This is a genomic window from Gordonia malaquae (assembly GCF_037148075.1).
GTDB lineage: Bacteria > Actinomycetota > Actinomycetes > Mycobacteriales > Mycobacteriaceae > Gordonia > Gordonia malaquae.
In genome coordinates this window covers 499,379-512,969 of record NZ_JBBCUB010000001.1, presented here as the reverse complement: position 1 = coordinate 512,969, position 13,591 = coordinate 499,379, and the positions used below count along the sequence as shown (strand labels likewise).

At 65.2% G+C, this 13,591-nt stretch carries 20 protein-coding genes; 6 read left to right on the top strand and 14 right to left on the bottom strand.

Translation table 11 applies throughout. The features are described 5' to 3' along the window. Window positions 1-4 precede the first annotated feature (4 nt). Window positions 5-559, top strand: a complete 555-nt coding sequence (locus tag WFK36_RS02435) for a hypothetical protein (RefSeq protein ID WP_336789361.1) — start codon at window positions 5-7, stop codon at window positions 557-559. Window positions 560-577: 18 nt separating this feature from the next. On the opposite strand, the gene WFK36_RS02430 is transcribed toward WFK36_RS02435, so the two are convergent. The 9 genes from WFK36_RS02430 to infA form a co-directional block, all read right to left on the bottom strand. Then, a complete protein-coding gene (locus tag WFK36_RS02430; protein ID WP_008375919.1) occupies window positions 578-1,168 on the bottom strand; it encodes a TetR/AcrR family transcriptional regulator in 591 nt (196 codons plus the stop codon). 227 nt (window positions 1,169-1,395) lie between these two features. Beyond that, window positions 1,396-2,229 carry a tRNA pseudouridine(38-40) synthase TruA gene (gene truA, locus WFK36_RS02425; RefSeq protein ID WP_336789358.1) on the bottom strand — a complete coding sequence of 278 codons (834 nt, stop codon included), beginning with the start codon at window positions 2,227-2,229 and terminating at the stop codon, window positions 1,396-1,398. 62 nt (window positions 2,230-2,291) lie between these two features. After that, window positions 2,292-2,963, bottom strand: coding sequence for a 50S ribosomal protein L17, sunset domain variant (gene rplQ / locus WFK36_RS02420; RefSeq protein WP_336789356.1), 672 nt, complete (start codon window positions 2,961-2,963; stop codon window positions 2,292-2,294). A gap of 65 nt (window positions 2,964-3,028) precedes the next feature. Then, a complete protein-coding gene (locus tag WFK36_RS02415) occupies window positions 3,029-4,081 on the bottom strand; it encodes a DNA-directed RNA polymerase subunit alpha (protein WP_008375922.1) in 1,053 nt (350 codons plus the stop codon). A gap of 74 nt (window positions 4,082-4,155) precedes the next feature. Continuing rightward, window positions 4,156-4,761: a 30S ribosomal protein S4 gene (rpsD, locus tag WFK36_RS02410; protein WP_008375923.1), complete on the bottom strand. Its 606-nt coding sequence runs from the start codon at window positions 4,759-4,761 to the stop codon at window positions 4,156-4,158. Window positions 4,762-4,782: 21 nt separating this feature from the next. Further along, window positions 4,783-5,190 (bottom strand): 30S ribosomal protein S11, encoded by a 408-nt coding sequence (gene rpsK / locus WFK36_RS02405; protein ID WP_006895581.1) that lies wholly within the window; start codon window positions 5,188-5,190, stop codon window positions 4,783-4,785. After that, window positions 5,190-5,558, bottom strand: a complete 369-nt coding sequence (gene rpsM, locus WFK36_RS02400; RefSeq protein ID WP_008375925.1) for a 30S ribosomal protein S13 — start codon at window positions 5,556-5,558, stop codon at window positions 5,190-5,192. The genes rpsK and rpsM overlap by 1 nt, the downstream gene beginning before the upstream one ends. 173 nt (window positions 5,559-5,731) lie before the next feature. Next, a complete protein-coding gene (rpmJ, locus tag WFK36_RS02395) occupies window positions 5,732-5,845 on the bottom strand; it encodes a 50S ribosomal protein L36 (RefSeq protein ID WP_024332746.1) in 114 nt (37 codons plus the stop codon). Between the two features lie 30 nt (window positions 5,846-5,875). Then, a complete protein-coding gene (gene infA, locus WFK36_RS02390; RefSeq protein WP_007616247.1) occupies window positions 5,876-6,097 on the bottom strand; it encodes a translation initiation factor IF-1 in 222 nt (73 codons plus the stop codon). A 306-nt stretch (window positions 6,098-6,403) separates the two neighbouring features. Here infA and WFK36_RS02385 point away from each other — a divergent pair, with 306 nt between their 5' ends. The 5 genes from WFK36_RS02385 to WFK36_RS02365 are packed head-to-tail and all read left to right on the top strand — an operon-like array spanning window position 6,404 to window position 9,729. Beyond that, window positions 6,404-6,913 carry a hypothetical protein gene (locus WFK36_RS02385; protein WP_336789343.1) on the top strand — a complete coding sequence of 170 codons (510 nt, stop codon included), beginning with the start codon at window positions 6,404-6,406 and terminating at the stop codon, window positions 6,911-6,913. 39 nt (window positions 6,914-6,952) lie between these two features. Further along, window positions 6,953-7,360, top strand: coding sequence for a phage holin family protein (locus WFK36_RS02380; protein WP_008375930.1), 408 nt, complete (start codon window positions 6,953-6,955; stop codon window positions 7,358-7,360). Further along, window positions 7,357-7,986 (top strand): SIMPL domain-containing protein, encoded by a 630-nt coding sequence (locus WFK36_RS02375; RefSeq protein WP_336789341.1) that lies wholly within the window; start codon window positions 7,357-7,359, stop codon window positions 7,984-7,986. The genes WFK36_RS02380 and WFK36_RS02375 overlap by 4 nt, the downstream gene beginning before the upstream one ends. Window position 7,987: 1 nt before the next feature. Next, window positions 7,988-8,440 carry a D-aminoacyl-tRNA deacylase gene (gene dtd, locus WFK36_RS02370; RefSeq protein ID WP_008375932.1) on the top strand — a complete coding sequence of 151 codons (453 nt, stop codon included), beginning with the start codon at window positions 7,988-7,990 and terminating at the stop codon, window positions 8,438-8,440. A gap of 53 nt (window positions 8,441-8,493) precedes the next feature. After that, complete coding sequence (locus WFK36_RS02365) at window positions 8,494-9,729, top strand: glycosyltransferase 87 family protein (protein WP_336789339.1); 1,236 nt, start codon at window positions 8,494-8,496, stop codon at window positions 9,727-9,729. Here the strand turns inward: WFK36_RS02365 and WFK36_RS02360 are convergent. The 5 genes from WFK36_RS02360 to secY form a co-directional block, all read right to left on the bottom strand. Continuing rightward, entirely contained in the window at window positions 9,715-10,137 is a 423-nt protein-coding gene (locus tag WFK36_RS02360; protein WP_157435714.1) for a hypothetical protein, read from the bottom strand. The two genes, WFK36_RS02365 and WFK36_RS02360, sit on opposite strands and share 15 nt — an antisense overlap. Further along, on the bottom strand, window positions 10,122-10,724 hold the full coding sequence (locus tag WFK36_RS02355; RefSeq protein ID WP_336789334.1) for a hypothetical protein: 603 nt from the start codon (window positions 10,722-10,724) through the stop codon (window positions 10,122-10,124). Before WFK36_RS02355 ends, WFK36_RS02360 begins: the two co-directional genes overlap by 16 nt. Before the next feature lie 101 nt (window positions 10,725-10,825). Further along, the gene (gene map, locus WFK36_RS02350; protein ID WP_008375936.1) at window positions 10,826-11,620 is read right to left on the bottom strand and encodes a type I methionyl aminopeptidase; all 795 of its coding nucleotides are present in this window, start codon (window positions 11,618-11,620) and stop codon (window positions 10,826-10,828) included. A gap of 10 nt (window positions 11,621-11,630) precedes the next feature. After that, window positions 11,631-12,179 (bottom strand): adenylate kinase, encoded by a 549-nt coding sequence (locus WFK36_RS02345; protein ID WP_008375937.1) that lies wholly within the window; start codon window positions 12,177-12,179, stop codon window positions 11,631-11,633. After that, a complete protein-coding gene (gene secY / locus WFK36_RS02340) occupies window positions 12,176-13,507 on the bottom strand; it encodes a preprotein translocase subunit SecY (protein WP_008375938.1) in 1,332 nt (443 codons plus the stop codon). Before secY ends, WFK36_RS02345 begins: the two co-directional genes overlap by 4 nt. Window positions 13,508-13,591 lie beyond the last annotated feature (84 nt).

Here is a 13,591-nt window from a genome sequence, read left to right as displayed (position 1 = left end):
CCCGATGTCGAAGATCACCATCAATCAAGAAGCACTGTGCGACGTCATCCGAGCACGCATCGAACTGACCACGAATCCCCGACACCGCACGATGCTTGAACGAATGCTCGAGCATGCGCACTACGAACACCAGGGCCATCTCGACGGCCTGATGGGGACTCTCGGCCCCACCACGAACTACCACTTCTGGAACATGGAGGGCGATGTCGGTCCCAAGGGGCTCGACGGCGTCCGCGCGTACTACTCACACCTCGTCGAGGCGAACGCCCACATCCTCGAGTTCGACTGCGACCGCATGCTCGTCGACGACGACTGCATCGTCATCGAGGGCTGGTTGACCATGATCTCACCGGGCGCGTACGTGGCTGAGAACCCGAATGCGGCCGCGTTCGCAGACGTCACCAAGAACTACCTGGTCAAGATGCGGAATGTGATCTTCTGGCCGTTCGACGAGAACCTCTACATCGTCGGGGAGGACTCGTACACGGGTGGGCCGATGGAGTTCCGCGAGCTCGCAGACGACGAACTCCCCGATGCGTTCCGCGCGCTGATCGCCTGACACTGGGAAGGGCGCGCGTCAGCAGGGAACGAGGATGCTCCACAGCGCGCGGTGAAGGTCCGATCGCCATTGGTCGTCGAGGGCCTTCACCCCGCGCAGCATGACGGCCATCAGGGTCGCACCGAACGCGGCTTCGATGAGCAGCGACGGATCGGGCTCGATGGTCACCTCGTCGCGTGCGGCCGCGAGAGTGAGCCGTTCGGTCAGGTCCTCCCACACTGCGAATCGCAAGCGGTCGGTCACTTCGCGCTGCAGGTCGTCGTCGTCGGCTAGTTCGCTGAAGACACCCATCAGAGCTCGGCGCATCGCGGCGTCGGAGAACAGGCTCGCGCAGCCGTCGATGACCGAGTCGAGCTCGTCGTCGAGGGTCGCATGAGGATTCCGAGGCGGGATCGCGACCTCGACCGGGAACACCACCCGATGGACGAGATGCGACTTGCTGGGCCAGCGACGGCGGATGGCGGGGACGGAGGTGCCCGCACGTGCGGCTACTTCGGTGAAAGTGAGGCCGGCGTATCCGACTTCGGCGATCACGTCTCGCGCTGCGTCGAGAACCGCGGCATCGATGCGAGTGTCACGTGGACGCCCAGCTGTCGTGTCGGTCGCCATCGTCGTCCTTTCGCCTGATCGAACGAATCGCCGGGTTGTATCTGTTCTCACCCCGGTCCCGGTTGACGAGATCCGGGCCGTGGCATAGATTACGTTACCAGTCGGAATGTATTGCGATCGTCTCCCGAACGGTTGAATCACACGCTTAAGGCTCCCTCCCAAAAGCCCCGACCAGGGCCGGGCCGTGCAGATGCGCGGCCCGGCCCCGCCCGCGGATCGCGTCCGGGTCAATCCCCGCAGCAGCCGCCGCGCAGCTCCGATTCGTCCCGTACATCACGCGTCAGGGCGCTTCGGGCCGCCCACTCCGACTCCGGCGGGTAATCGACGCGCATCAGGCAGAGGCCACGAGCCTGAGCGACCGGCACCTGAGCCGATCGTTCTCTCTCGGCCAGCAGTCCCACGCACCAGTCGAGATCGCGCCGCCCGTCACCGACGACGGCGACTGCTCCGACAAGCGAACGGACCATGGACCAACAGAAGGCGTCGGCCCGCACGCGTGCCACCAGCACACCCGCGTCGTCGCGACGCCACGAGAACTCCTGGAGCTCCCGGATCGTCGTCGATCCCTCCCGGAACCGACAGAAGGCCGCGAAGTCGTTGAGTCCCACCAGCGACGCGGACGCGGCATTCATCAGATCGACGTCCAGGTGTCGCGGCCAGTCCGCAGTGATGCGAGCAGAGGTCGGTTCGGCGCCCCACAGCGCATCGGCGAGACGGTACTCGTAGGTTCGAGCCAGTGCAGCGAACCGTGCGTCGAAGTCCGTGGAGACCTGCTCGACGGCCTTCACACGGACGTCGTCCGGCAGCATCTTGGCGAGACGACGGACGAGGCGCGACGGGTCACCGTCGATCGACCTCGACTGCAGTGAGTCGACAGGTACATCGCAGTGCACTACTTGCCCGGATGCGTGAACACCGGCATCGGTCCGGCCCGCGACGGTCAGCCGAACGGGCGATCGCAGCACCGTGGACAGTGTGGTCTCGATGGTCTCCTGGACGGTGCGGCGTCCGGGCTGAGTGGCCCAGCCCGAGAAGTCGGTGCCGTCGTACCCGATCCGCATGCGCAGACGACACTGCCCGCCCTCGTCATCGACGAGGACGGGCAGTTGCGCGTGCTGAGGAATCAGTCTTCCTGCTGCGACGGCGGCAGGGAGTAACCTGCAGCCTCCGCGTCCGCCTCAGTGGCGAACCAGATCTCCGCGACGGTCGACTCGTAGAAACGAGTGCCGGGGCGGTGGTACAGCTTCGACTGAGCGTTGCCCTTGATCGGGAAACCCTCGGGCGCAGCGTCGCCTTCGATCGGCCCATGCGAGCCGGCCGGAGCGTCGGCCGCGGTGTCGGCGACAGCTGCGGGAGCCTCGGCGGCCGGAGCCTCCTCCGCTGCCTTCGCCTTCGACGCCGCTGCGCGAGCGACACGGTTGGCCTCGTTCGATGCGGTCGACTCGCGAACCAGCTCGATCACTGCCATGGGGGCGTTGTCGCCCTTGCGCGGCAGCGTCTTGATGATGCGGGTGTAGCCGCCCGGACGCTCGGCGAAGTGCGGGCCGATCTCCGCGAACAGCGTGTGAACGATGTCCTTGTCGCGGATGTCCTTCATGACCTCGCGACGGTTGGCCAGCTGGCCGGCCTTCGCGTGGGTGATCAGCTTCTCGGCGTACGGACGGAGCCGCTTGGCCTTCGCTTCGGTGGTGGTGATGCGGCCGTGCTCGAAGAGCGCCGTGGCGAGGTTCGCCAGGATCGCCTTCTGGTGGCTGGCCGACCCGCCGAGGCGGGCACCCTTAGTGGGCTTGGGCATTTCTCTCTCCTAGGAGGGGACTGACCGATCTCGCGACCGGGAAGTCGTAGTGGTTCTTGCAGCCCTTACAGCTGTTCGGTCTCCGCGAAATCTTCACCGGAGTCGGCGTCGTACGACGCCTCGTCCGTCCACGTGCCGGTGGCCGGGTCGTAACCGGCGACCTGCGACGGGTCGAAGCTGGCCGGGCTGTCCTTGAGGGACAGACCAAGACCGTGGAGCTTCACCTTCACCTCGTCGATCGACTTCTGACCGAAGTTGCGGATGTCGAGCAGATCCGACTCGGTACGTGCAACGAGCTCGCCGACGGTGTGGACACCTTCGCGCTTGAGGCAGTTGTACGAACGGACGGTCAGCTCCAGATCCTCGATCGGCAGCGTGAACGCAGCGATGTGATCGGCCTCGGCGGGCGAGGGTCCGATCTCGATGCCCTCGGCCTCGACGTTGAGCTCACGAGCCAGGCCGAATAGCTCGACCAGGGTCTTACCGGCCGACGCCAAGGCGTCGCGCGCGGTGATGGAGTTCTTCGTCTCCACGTCGAGCACCAGACGATCGAAGTCGGTGCGCTGCTCGACGCGGGTGGCCTCGACCTTGTAGGTCACCTTCAGGACCGGCGAGTAGATCGAGTCGACCGGGATGCGGCCGATCTCTGCGCCGGAGGCCTTGTTCTGCACGGCCGGAACATAACCGCGGCCCCGCTCGACGACGAGCTCGATCTCGAGCTTGCCCTTGTCGTTGAGGGTTGCGATGTGCAGGTCGGGGTTGTGAACCGTGACGCCTGCGGGCGGCACGATGTCGGCGCCGGTGACGGCTCCCGGACCCTGCTTACGGACGTACATGGTGACCGGCTCGTCCTCTTCGGAGCTGACCACGAGACCCTTGAGGTTCAGGATGATGTTGGTGACATCCTCCTTCACCCCGGGGACGGTGGTGAACTCGTGCAGGACACCGTCGATGCGGATGCTGGTGACCGCTGCGCCCGGGATGGACGACAGCAGCGTGCGCCGCAGCGAGTTGCCGAGGGTGTAACCGAAGCCCGGCTCGAGGGGTTCGATGGTGAACTTCGAGCGGTTCTCGGCCAGCACCTCTTCGGAGAGGGTGGGTCGCTGTGAGATGAGCATGTGGTGATTTCTCCTTCGTGCCGACCACTATTTGACGGCGTGAAAGCGGATCTGAACAGCGTGTGCTGTCAGATTTACTTCGAGTAGTACTCGACGATGAGCTGTTCGGTCAGCGGGACGTCGATCTGAGCACGCTCAGGCACCGAGTGCACGAGGATGCGCAGCGTCGACGGAACCACCTGCAGCCAGGCCGGAGGGGTCCGGTCGCCGACGGTCTCCAGAGAGATCTGGAACGGCGTCGACTGCAGCGACTTCTGACGAACGTCGATGATGTCGTACTGGCTCACGCGGTAGCTGGGCACGTCCACGCGGACACCGTTGACGGTGAAGTGGCCGTGGCTGACCATCTGGCGAGCCTGACGACGCGTGCGGGCGATGCCTGCACGGTAGACGACGTTGTCGAGACGGGTCTCGAGAATCTGGAGCAGCACGTCGCCGGTCTTACCCGAGCGGCGGTTGGCCTCCTCGTAGTAACGACGGAACTGCTTCTCCATGACGCCGTAGGTGAAGCGAGCCTTCTGCTTCTCCTGGAGCTGGAGCAGGTACTCCGACTCCTTGATGCGTGCGCGACCATGCTGGCCGGGCGGGTAGGGGCGACGCTCGAACGATGCGTCGCCGCCGATCAGGTCGACGCGAAGACGACGGGACTTCTTGGTGGCGGGGCCGGTATAACGAGCCATGTCTTATCTCTTCCTTTCCGCTTAGACCCGGCGCCGCTTGGGCGGGCGGCAGCCGTTGTGCGGCTGCGGGGTCACGTCGGAGATGGTGCCGACCTCGAGGCCGGCGGCCTGCAGCGAACGGATAGCGGTCTCGCGACCCGAACCCGGTCCCTTGACGAACACGTCGACCTTCTTGACGCCGTTCTCCTGAGCCTTGCGAGCGGCGTTCTCGGCAGCGAGCTGCGCGGCGAACGGGGTGCTCTTACGCGAGCCCTTGAAGCCCACGTGGCCGGACGACGCCCAGCTGATCACGTTGCCCTCGGGGTCGGTGATCGAGACGATGGTGTTGTTGAACGTCGACTTGATGTGCGCGTGGCCCAGCGGGACGTTCTTCTTATCGCGACGGCGGGTGCCCTTCTTCGGGCCTGCGCTACGTGACTTCGGAGGCATTACTTCTTCTTCCCGGCGATGGTCTTCTTCGGGCCCTTGCGAGTGCGGGCATTGGTCTTGGTGCGCTGACCATGGACCGGCAGGCCGCGACGGTGGCGCAGACCCTGGTAGCAGCCGATCTCGATCTTGCGACGGATGTCGGCCTGCACCTCGCGACGGAGGTCACCCTCCACCTTCACCGAGGCTTCGATGTATTCGCGCAGCTTCGAGACGTCTGCGTCGGTCAGATCCTTCGCACGCAGATCGGCCGAGAGACCGGTGGCGGCGATGATCTCCTTGGAGGTGGTACGACCAACTCCGTAGATGTACGTGAGTGCGATCTCCAGCCGCTTTTCGCGGGGGAGATCCACACCTGCAACACGTGCCATGTGGGGCGTTCCTTCTGTATCTCAGAGGTCTGCTTCCAGTCCGTCCCGAACTCATGCGTCGGGCCCCGGCCTCTGAACCGGGGGTCGGTGTCCACGCGTCTGCGGACACTGGTTCTGGAAGTTCATACGCGGTATTCAGTTGTGTGTTTCAAGCGACCTGTAAAAGGCGCTGATCAGCCCTGACGCTGCTTGTGACGCAGGTTCTCGCAGATCACCATGACCCGGCCGTTACGACGGATCACCTTGCACTTCTCGCAGATCGGCTTGACGCTCGGATTGACCTTCACGTCAGCGTTCTCCTTGTTGAACTTCTGGGGTTACTTGTACCGGTAGACGATTCGTCCACGGGCGAGGTCGTAGGGCGAGAGCTCTACAACGACGCGGTCTTCCGGCAGGATGCGGATGTAGTGCTGCCGCATCTTGCCGCTGATGTGGGCGAGAACCTTGTGACCGTTCTCCAGCTCAATGCGAAACATCGCATTGGGCAGGGGTTCGACAACGCGACCCTCAACCTCGATGGCTCCGTCTTTCTTAGCCATTTCCTCCGCGATTCTCCCGGTCACACGCTTTCACGCGTTACCGAGCCTGGATCCTTCGTGCTTCCGGTACGGTGGCACTGAACGCGAGCTCCTCCCCGGCCGGACGTGAACAACGCCCGGGCGAAGACATGCGGAAACCCGCGCGACGCACCGAGGTTCGAGTCTACGTCAGATGTGTTGTATCAGCCAACTCCGACCACCGCTGTCGTCCCGCGGGCGTGGCGACGCGCGGATCGGTCTCCGTTCGGTCGATTCACCTCTTTGATCTCTGTCGCATCGAGAGAGCACGGCATAGGGTGGCGAATCGTGATTTCTGAAATCGTCGCTTCAAGCGATCCCGTCATCGACTTGGCTGTCGATCATCTCGCCCGTCGCCGTCGAGGCGGCGGGAGCTTCTCGTTCGGAACCATCATCGTGCTGATCATCGTGGCCGCGGTGATCGGTGTCCTTGTAAAGGTGTTCAGCGACCCGGCCAAGCGCGCCCGTGTGATGGGTGCGTTCTCGTCGAACACCAACGGGCAGCCGGGCGGCTACCCTCAACAGCAGCCCGGATACGGGCAGCAGTACCCGCCGCAGCCGGGAATGCCCCAGCAGGGCTATCCCCCGCAGCAGGGTTTCGGGCAGCAGGGTTTCGGGCAGCAGCCGTACGGCACGCCGCAGCAGGGATATTCACAGCAGCCTGGCGGACAGCAGCAGCAGGGCTACAGTCCGCAGGGCTACGGCCAGCAGCCGGGACTCCCAGCGGCGCCGAACATGTATCCGCCTGCGCCACAGCAGGGACAGCAGCAGTGGCCGGCCCAGCCTCCCCAGTACTGATTCGCCTGCACCCATGACCACCCGTGCAACACTGGTCTCATGCGCGCATTCCTCATTCGCAGCGCCCTGACGGGCTTTGCACTCTGGGTCGCGGACGTCATCGTCCCCGGCGTCTACTTCGACTTCGGCGGTCTGAGCTCCTGGTGGGCGAAGACCGCCGTCGTTCTTCTCGTGGCCATGGTGTTCGGCTTGGTCAACGGATTCATCAAACCCGTCGTGCAGGTCCTGTCGATCCCGCTGTACATCTTGACGCTCGGGTTGATCCACGTCGTGATCAACGCGTTGATGCTGAACATCACGTCGTGGCTGACGACGGACGTCTTCCATGTCGGCCTGGTGGTGGACGGCATCTTCTGGTCCGGGGTGTTCGGCGCGATCGTGATCTCGGTGGTCGGGTGGATCACCACGATGCTCCTCAAGGATCGACCGGAGAACCTGTACCGGTGACCGACGTGGAGCGGACAGTGACCGTGGTCGGTCACGGCGCAGCGCAGACAGTCCCCGATGTGATGCACGTGGATCTCGGTGTGGAATGCCACGCGTACAGCGTGGGCGTGTCCCTGCAGGACGCGGGCGCCGCGGTCGCCGATCTGATCGCGACGCTGACCGATGCGGGTGTGCCGTCTCGTGACATCCAGACGTCCCATCTATCGGTGCAGCCGCGTTACGGCGACCACGGACCGAACGGCGCGCCGATCATCGGCTACACGTCGTCGCACACCATGACGGTGGTCCTCCGGGATCTGGAGCGAGTCCCGACCGTGCTCGCCGCAGCCGCCCGCGCCGGCGGCGACGCCGCGCGGATCCAGAACGTGTCGTTCGCGATCTCGGACGACACCGGCCTCGCCGCCGCGGCACGCGACGCCGCGTTCGCCGACGCCGTCTCCCGCGCCGAGCAGTACGCGATGCTCGCAGGCGCGCGTCTCGGTGCGGTGCAGTCCGTGACCGAAGAACCGGCATCGGACGTCCGACCGCTGTACTCCGCGCGCGCGATGGCCGCACCGATGCCGATCCAGGCCGGTTCGTCGTCTGTGACGGCGTCGGTCACCGTCGTGTTCTATCTGGACGACTGACATGCGGGCAGTTCTGCAACGAGTCAGTTCGGCGTCGGTGACCGTCGACGGCGAGATCGTCGGCTCACTCGACCTCGCCGACGGAGCACAGGGTCTGGTCGCGCTCGTCGGCGTCACCCACGAGGACGACGAGGCCGACGCCCGTACGCTCGCCGACAAGATATGGGGACTCCGCATCCTCGACGGCGACGACGACCGTCCACAAGCGGCCGCAGCCGACGTCGATGCGCCGATCCTCGTGATCAGCCAGTTCACCCTGTACGCGAACACCACGAAGGGCCGACGTCCATCGTGGAACGCCGCGGCGCCGGGGCCTGCCGCCGAACCCCTCGTCGATTCCGTCGTCGAGTCGCTGCGCGGATTCGGCGCCACGGTCTCGACGGGTCGATTCGGTGCCCACATGCACGTCGATCTGGTCAACGACGGACCGGTGACGATCCTGCTCGAGACCTGAATCACCCCTGCCCGATTCGGCGTTTGCGCAGGCAGCGCTGGTATTCTTGCCCGGTGCCGACCCCGCTGATGCTCCGCAACCGCTCCCCGAGGACCCTCGTGATCGCGGCTGCGGTGTTTCTCGCCGCCACTACCGCGATTGGTCTGACGCTACGTGTGTGGCACGGCTACCTGGACCTCATGGTGTACCGGCTGGGCGCACAGACGTTCCTCGACGGCAACGACGTCTACGGTCCGCTCCCGCCGCTCGACGGGAACATCCACCTGCCGTTCACGTATCCCCCACTCGCGGCCATCGTGTTCGCGCCGTTCGCCGCCATGCCCGCGACACCAGCCGCGACCGTCATGTTCGTGCTGACGCTCGCGTCCATCGGACTGACGGTCTGGCTGGTCCTCGACCGCTTGCGCCCGACGATGGACCGCGGCGTCCGCCTCGCGATCGTCCTCGTCGTCCTCGCCTTCGCGCAGTTCCTCGAACCTGTCCGCGAGACGCTCGGCTTCGGTCAGGTGAATGCCGTCCTCATGGCTGCCGTCGCCTTCGACGTCCTGAACCGTTCCGAGAGATGGCCGCGCGGCCTGCTGATCGGCATCGCGATCTCGATCAAGCTGACCCCTGCCGGTTTCCTGCTGCTGTTCCTGATCAGGCGGGACTGGCGCGCGTTCGTGACGACTATCTGCTCGACGATCGTCTCGATCGGCGTCGCATGGCTGATCATGCCCGGCGACTCCCACACCTATTGGTTCACGAAGCTCCGCGAGACCGGTCGCATCGGCGCACCGCACTTCGCAGGCAACGAATCGTTGAAGGGACTCGCTTTCCGTCTCGGCCTCGGCGAGACTGCGTCGTCGCTGGTGTGGATCGCCCTGTCCGCGATCGCTGTGGTCCTCGCGGCGATCTGGATGCGCAGACTCCTCGCCGACGGCAACCTCGCGACCGCACTGATCGTGAACGCGGCCGCGGTGCTTCTCGTCTCACCGATCAGTTGGTCCCACCACTGGGTGTGGGCGGTGCCCGCCCTCGTCGTCGCTCTCGACGCGATCGTGAAGGGCCGCCGCGACCTCCCGTTCTGCCTGACGACAGGCGCCGCCCTGGTGATGTTCTACGTGGGTCCCCACTGGCTCATGCCTGCCCGCGACGACCGCGAGCTGACGTGGTCGTGGTGGCAGCAGATCATCGGAGCGTCGTACGTTCTCGTCACGTTCGCCGTGCTCGCAGTGGGAGCGTGGACCGCCCTGTCGAAGCGAACGAGCGGCAGTCGAGACCACCGACCGGAGTCAGTGACCCGGTAGGTCCGAGATGCACCAATCGCCGTTGTGCTTCTCCAAGCGCATGGGCAGGTCGGTGCGCACGCCCCGAGTGTCCAGGACTGCGTCGACCACGGCGCTCGAACCGGTGATCGTCACGTCGTTGATGACCGCCGTGGACTGCACGACGACTTCGCCCGGGGGCTCGGTGACCGCGCTGCGTGCCACCGGGGTCGCCGAGCATGATCGCCCGACGGCGGCGAGGAACGCTCCGCGTGACAGATCGTCGACATAGCCGCGGACCTGCTCTTCGATGAGCTCACGGTCGGACGGCGCGGCAGGAGGCGACGGTCTCGCCAGCGCCAGCACGCCCACCAGCACGCCCGCCGCCGCCACCGCTGCCCCGAGCCACATGATCATCCGCATGCGTGCCGACATCACGTCATCAGACACCACTGGCCGTCCACCTTCTTCGCCGCTCCCGGCATGGGAGCGTTCTCGAGCCCGGGGAAGTCGAACGTCGCCTGCACTGTGGCGTCGTCGCCGTTGATCTGAATGTTCTGGACGTCGATCCCGAAGTCGAGGGTCCGTCCTTCGCCGACGGTCTGGGAGAAGAGCCCGAGTCCCTGAACGATCGGCCGCATAGGCGATTCACGGCAGATCCGGTCCGCGGCCGACGACCAGTCGCCTGCACCGAGGTCTTCGACGTAGCCCTCGAACTGCGCGACGATCTGTTCCTCGTCCGAACTGCCGCCGATGCCGCCGCCGTCGATGAGCCGAGGAACCACGATCACGCCTGCCACCACGACCACGACCGCCGCCACGATCCCGATGATCCAAGCGATCGGCGCACCGACACGGGGACCGCGCGGCGCACCACCGTTCGGCTGCGGGTACGAGAACCGTGGATTCGGGTACTGGGGTTGCGGGTACTGGGGTTGTGGGAAGGGATACTGCGGGTGCGGATTCTGAATCGGCGGCGGATTTCCCCACGCGGGTGTGCCCGGACCGCGGCGCGGATCTCCGTACGGATACGTCATCGTGGGCCTCCTCGCCGTACCGGAATAGAGGAGATCATCGCACGCAGCACGACGCGCACTGCACTGTCAGTCGAACGGTTCACAGACCGTCGAGTGCCGCGTCAGGCCGGGCGTGTGGTGAGGATCCGCGGTCCATCGGCGGTGACCGCCACGGTGTGCTCCCAGTGCGACGCGCGTGTTCCGTCGTCGGTGACGACCGTCCAGCCGTCGTCGAGTTCGGTGGTGTCCTCGGTGCCGAGCGTCAGCATCGGCTCGACGGCGAGCGTCGATCCGATCACCAGACGCGGACCGCGGTTCGGCTTGCCCTCGTTCGGGAGGAACGGTTCCATGTGCATCTCACGGCCGATGCCGTGGCCGCCGTAGCCTGCGACGATGCCGAACCGCCTGCCGAACTTCTCGCCCGCGGCGATCGTGCCCCGTTCGATGGCCGCGGAGACGTCGGTGAGACGCGCTCCGTCGACCATCGCGGCGATTCCGGCTTCCAGCGACAGGCGAGTCGCCTCGTTGAGTTCGTGGTCCGGCGTCGACAGTTCGCCGACCCCGAAGGTCCACGCCGAGTCGCCGTGCCAGCCGTCGAGAATCGCACCGCAGTCGATCGAGACGAGGTCGTGTTCGGCCAGGACGACGTCCTTGGACGGTATGCCGTGGACGACGACGTCGTTGACCGAGCTGCAGATCGATCCCGGGAAACCGTGGTAGCCCTTGAACGACGGCACGGCGCCCGCGTCGCGGATCACCGCCTCGGCGACCTGATCGAGATCGAGTGTGCTGACACCGACGGCGGCTGCCTCGCGCACCGCTACGAGCGCGGCGCCGACGATCTCGCCTGCCGCCGCCATCGCGTCGAGCTCACCGGCCGTACGGAACGGAACGGCCTTGGGTTTGCGGAATCCCACTGGCGTCCGGTCAGGCCTTGCCGAGCGAGGTCAGGACGCGCTGATGCACTTCCTGCACGTCACCGACGGCGTCGATACGACTGACGGTCGACGCGTAGTGGTCGAGCAGCGGAGCGGTCTCAGCGGCGTACACCGACATGCGGTTGCGGATGACCTCTTCGGTGTCGTCGGCGCGCCCGCGAGCAAGCATGCGCTCGACGACCACGTCGGCGTCGACCTCGAACGACAGAACGCCGTCGAGTGCGGTCCCGAGGTCGTCGAGGATGCCTTCGAGAGCGACCGCCTGCTCGGTCGAGCGGGGGAAGCCGTCGAGGATGAATCCGTTTGAGGCGTCGGGTTCAGCGAGACGTTCACGCACCATGTTGATGGTGATCTCCGGCGGAACGAGGTTGCCTGCGTCGAGGTACTTCTTCGCTTCGACGCCGATCGGGGTGCCCTGCGAGATGTTGGCGCGGAACAGATCACCGGTGGAGATGTGCGGAATGCCGAGCGACTCCGACAGCAACTCTGCCTGAGTGCCCTTACCTGCGCCGGGGGGACCGAGAATGACAAGTCTCACTTGAGGAACCCTTCGTACTTGCGTTGCATCAACTGACTGTTGACCTGCTTGATGGTGTCGAGGCCGACGGCCACGATGATCAGGAGGGCGGTGCCGCCGAACGGGATGTTCGCAGCGCTGCCGCTTCCGATGTCCATGAAGAGGTTGGGGAGGATCGAGATGATGCCCAGGTACAGCGAACCAGGCAGCGTGATCCGGTTGAGCACGTAGCCCAAGTATTCGGCGGTCGGGCGGCCGGGTCGGATGCCCGGGATGAATCCGCCGTAGCGCTTCATGTCGTCGGCGCGCTCTTCCGGGTTGAACGTGACAGCCACGTAGAAGTACGTGAAGAACACGATCAGCAGGAAGTACGTGACGATGTGGAAGACGCTGGACGGGTTGATCAGATTGTCCTGCATCCACACCTGCCAGCCGGCCACCTCGGTGCTGTTCTGATTGGTCAGCTGGAGGATGAGCTGCGGAATGTACAGCAGCGACGACGCGAAGATGACCGGGATGACGCCCGCGGTGTTCACCTTGATCGGCATGTACGTCGACGATCCGCCGTACATCTTGCGGCCGACCATGCGCTTGGCGTACTGGACGGGAATCCGGCGCATGCCCTGCTCGATGAACACGACGGCGATCAGGATGATGAGGATCGCGACGCAGACGAGACCGAAGCGAAGGCCTCCGCTGCTGTTGAGGATGTTGCGTCCCTCGGAGGGGAGGCGGGCGACGATGCCCGCGAAGATCATCAGCGACATGCCGTTGCCGACGCCGCGCTCGGTGATGAGCTCACCGAACCACATGACGAGCATCGCGCCTGCGGTCATCACCATGATGATGATGACGAGACCGAAGATCGAACGGTCGGAGATGATGTCCTGCGAGTTGCAGTCCGGCCCGGTGCTCGGCAGCAGGTTGCCGCTGGCGGCCAGCGCGACGATGCCCGTCGACTGAAGCACGGCAAGTGCCAGCGTCAAGTAACGCGTGTACTGCGTCATCTTGTTCTGGCCGGACTGGCCTTCCTTACGCAGCTGCTCGAACCGCGGGATGACAACGGTGAGCAGCTGAACGATGATGCTGGCCGTGATGTACGGCATGATGCCGATCGCGAACACCGACAGCTGCAACAGCGCGCCGCCGGAGAACATGTTGATCAGCGAGTAGATCTGACCGGAGTCGCCGCGGCTGGCGGCTTCGACGCATCGGTCGATCTCTTTGAAGTTGACGCCCGGCGACGGCATGGTCGTACCGAGGCGGTACAGCACCAGGATGCCGAGGACGTAGAAGATCTTCTTCCTCAGATCGGGCGTCCTGAAGGTCGCCACGAGGGGGGAAAGCACCAAGTCCTCCTATAAGCACCTGAAACATGCGGGCCTGTGCGGCCTCGGCGTGGTCGGGGCGTCACACTCGAAAAGATTGCAGGG

Excerpts from the sequence above, each read along its gene's own strand:
- WFK36_RS02435 (WP_336789361.1), top strand. The coding sequence starts at position 5 with ATGTCGAAGATCACCATCAATCAAGAAGCACTGTGCGACGTCATCCGA.
- WFK36_RS02430 (WP_008375919.1), bottom strand. The coding sequence starts at position 1,168 with ATGGCGACCGACACGACAGCTGGGCGTCCACGTGACACTCGCATCGAT.
- truA (WP_336789358.1), bottom strand. The coding sequence starts at position 2,229 with ATGCGGATCGGGTACGACGGCACCGACTTCTCGGGCTGGGCCACTCAG.
- rplQ (WP_336789356.1), bottom strand. The coding sequence starts at position 2,963 with ATGCCCAAGCCCACTAAGGGTGCCCGCCTCGGCGGGTCGGCCAGCCAC.
- WFK36_RS02415 (WP_008375922.1), bottom strand. The coding sequence starts at position 4,081 with ATGCTCATCTCACAGCGACCCACCCTCTCCGAAGAGGTGCTGGCCGAG.
- rpsD (WP_008375923.1), bottom strand. The coding sequence starts at position 4,761 with ATGGCTCGTTATACCGGCCCCGCCACCAAGAAGTCCCGTCGTCTTCGC.
- rpsK (WP_006895581.1), bottom strand. The coding sequence starts at position 5,190 with ATGCCTCCGAAGTCACGTAGCGCAGGCCCGAAGAAGGGCACCCGCCGT.
- rpsM (WP_008375925.1), bottom strand. The coding sequence starts at position 5,558 with ATGGCACGTGTTGCAGGTGTGGATCTCCCCCGCGAAAAGCGGCTGGAG.
- infA (WP_007616247.1), bottom strand. The coding sequence starts at position 6,097 with ATGGCTAAGAAAGACGGAGCCATCGAGGTTGAGGGTCGCGTTGTCGAA.
- WFK36_RS02380 (WP_008375930.1), top strand. The coding sequence starts at position 6,953 with ATGCGCGCATTCCTCATTCGCAGCGCCCTGACGGGCTTTGCACTCTGG.
- dtd (WP_008375932.1), top strand. The coding sequence starts at position 7,988 with ATGCGGGCAGTTCTGCAACGAGTCAGTTCGGCGTCGGTGACCGTCGAC.
- WFK36_RS02355 (WP_336789334.1), bottom strand. The coding sequence starts at position 10,724 with ATGACGTATCCGTACGGAGATCCGCGCCGCGGTCCGGGCACACCCGCG.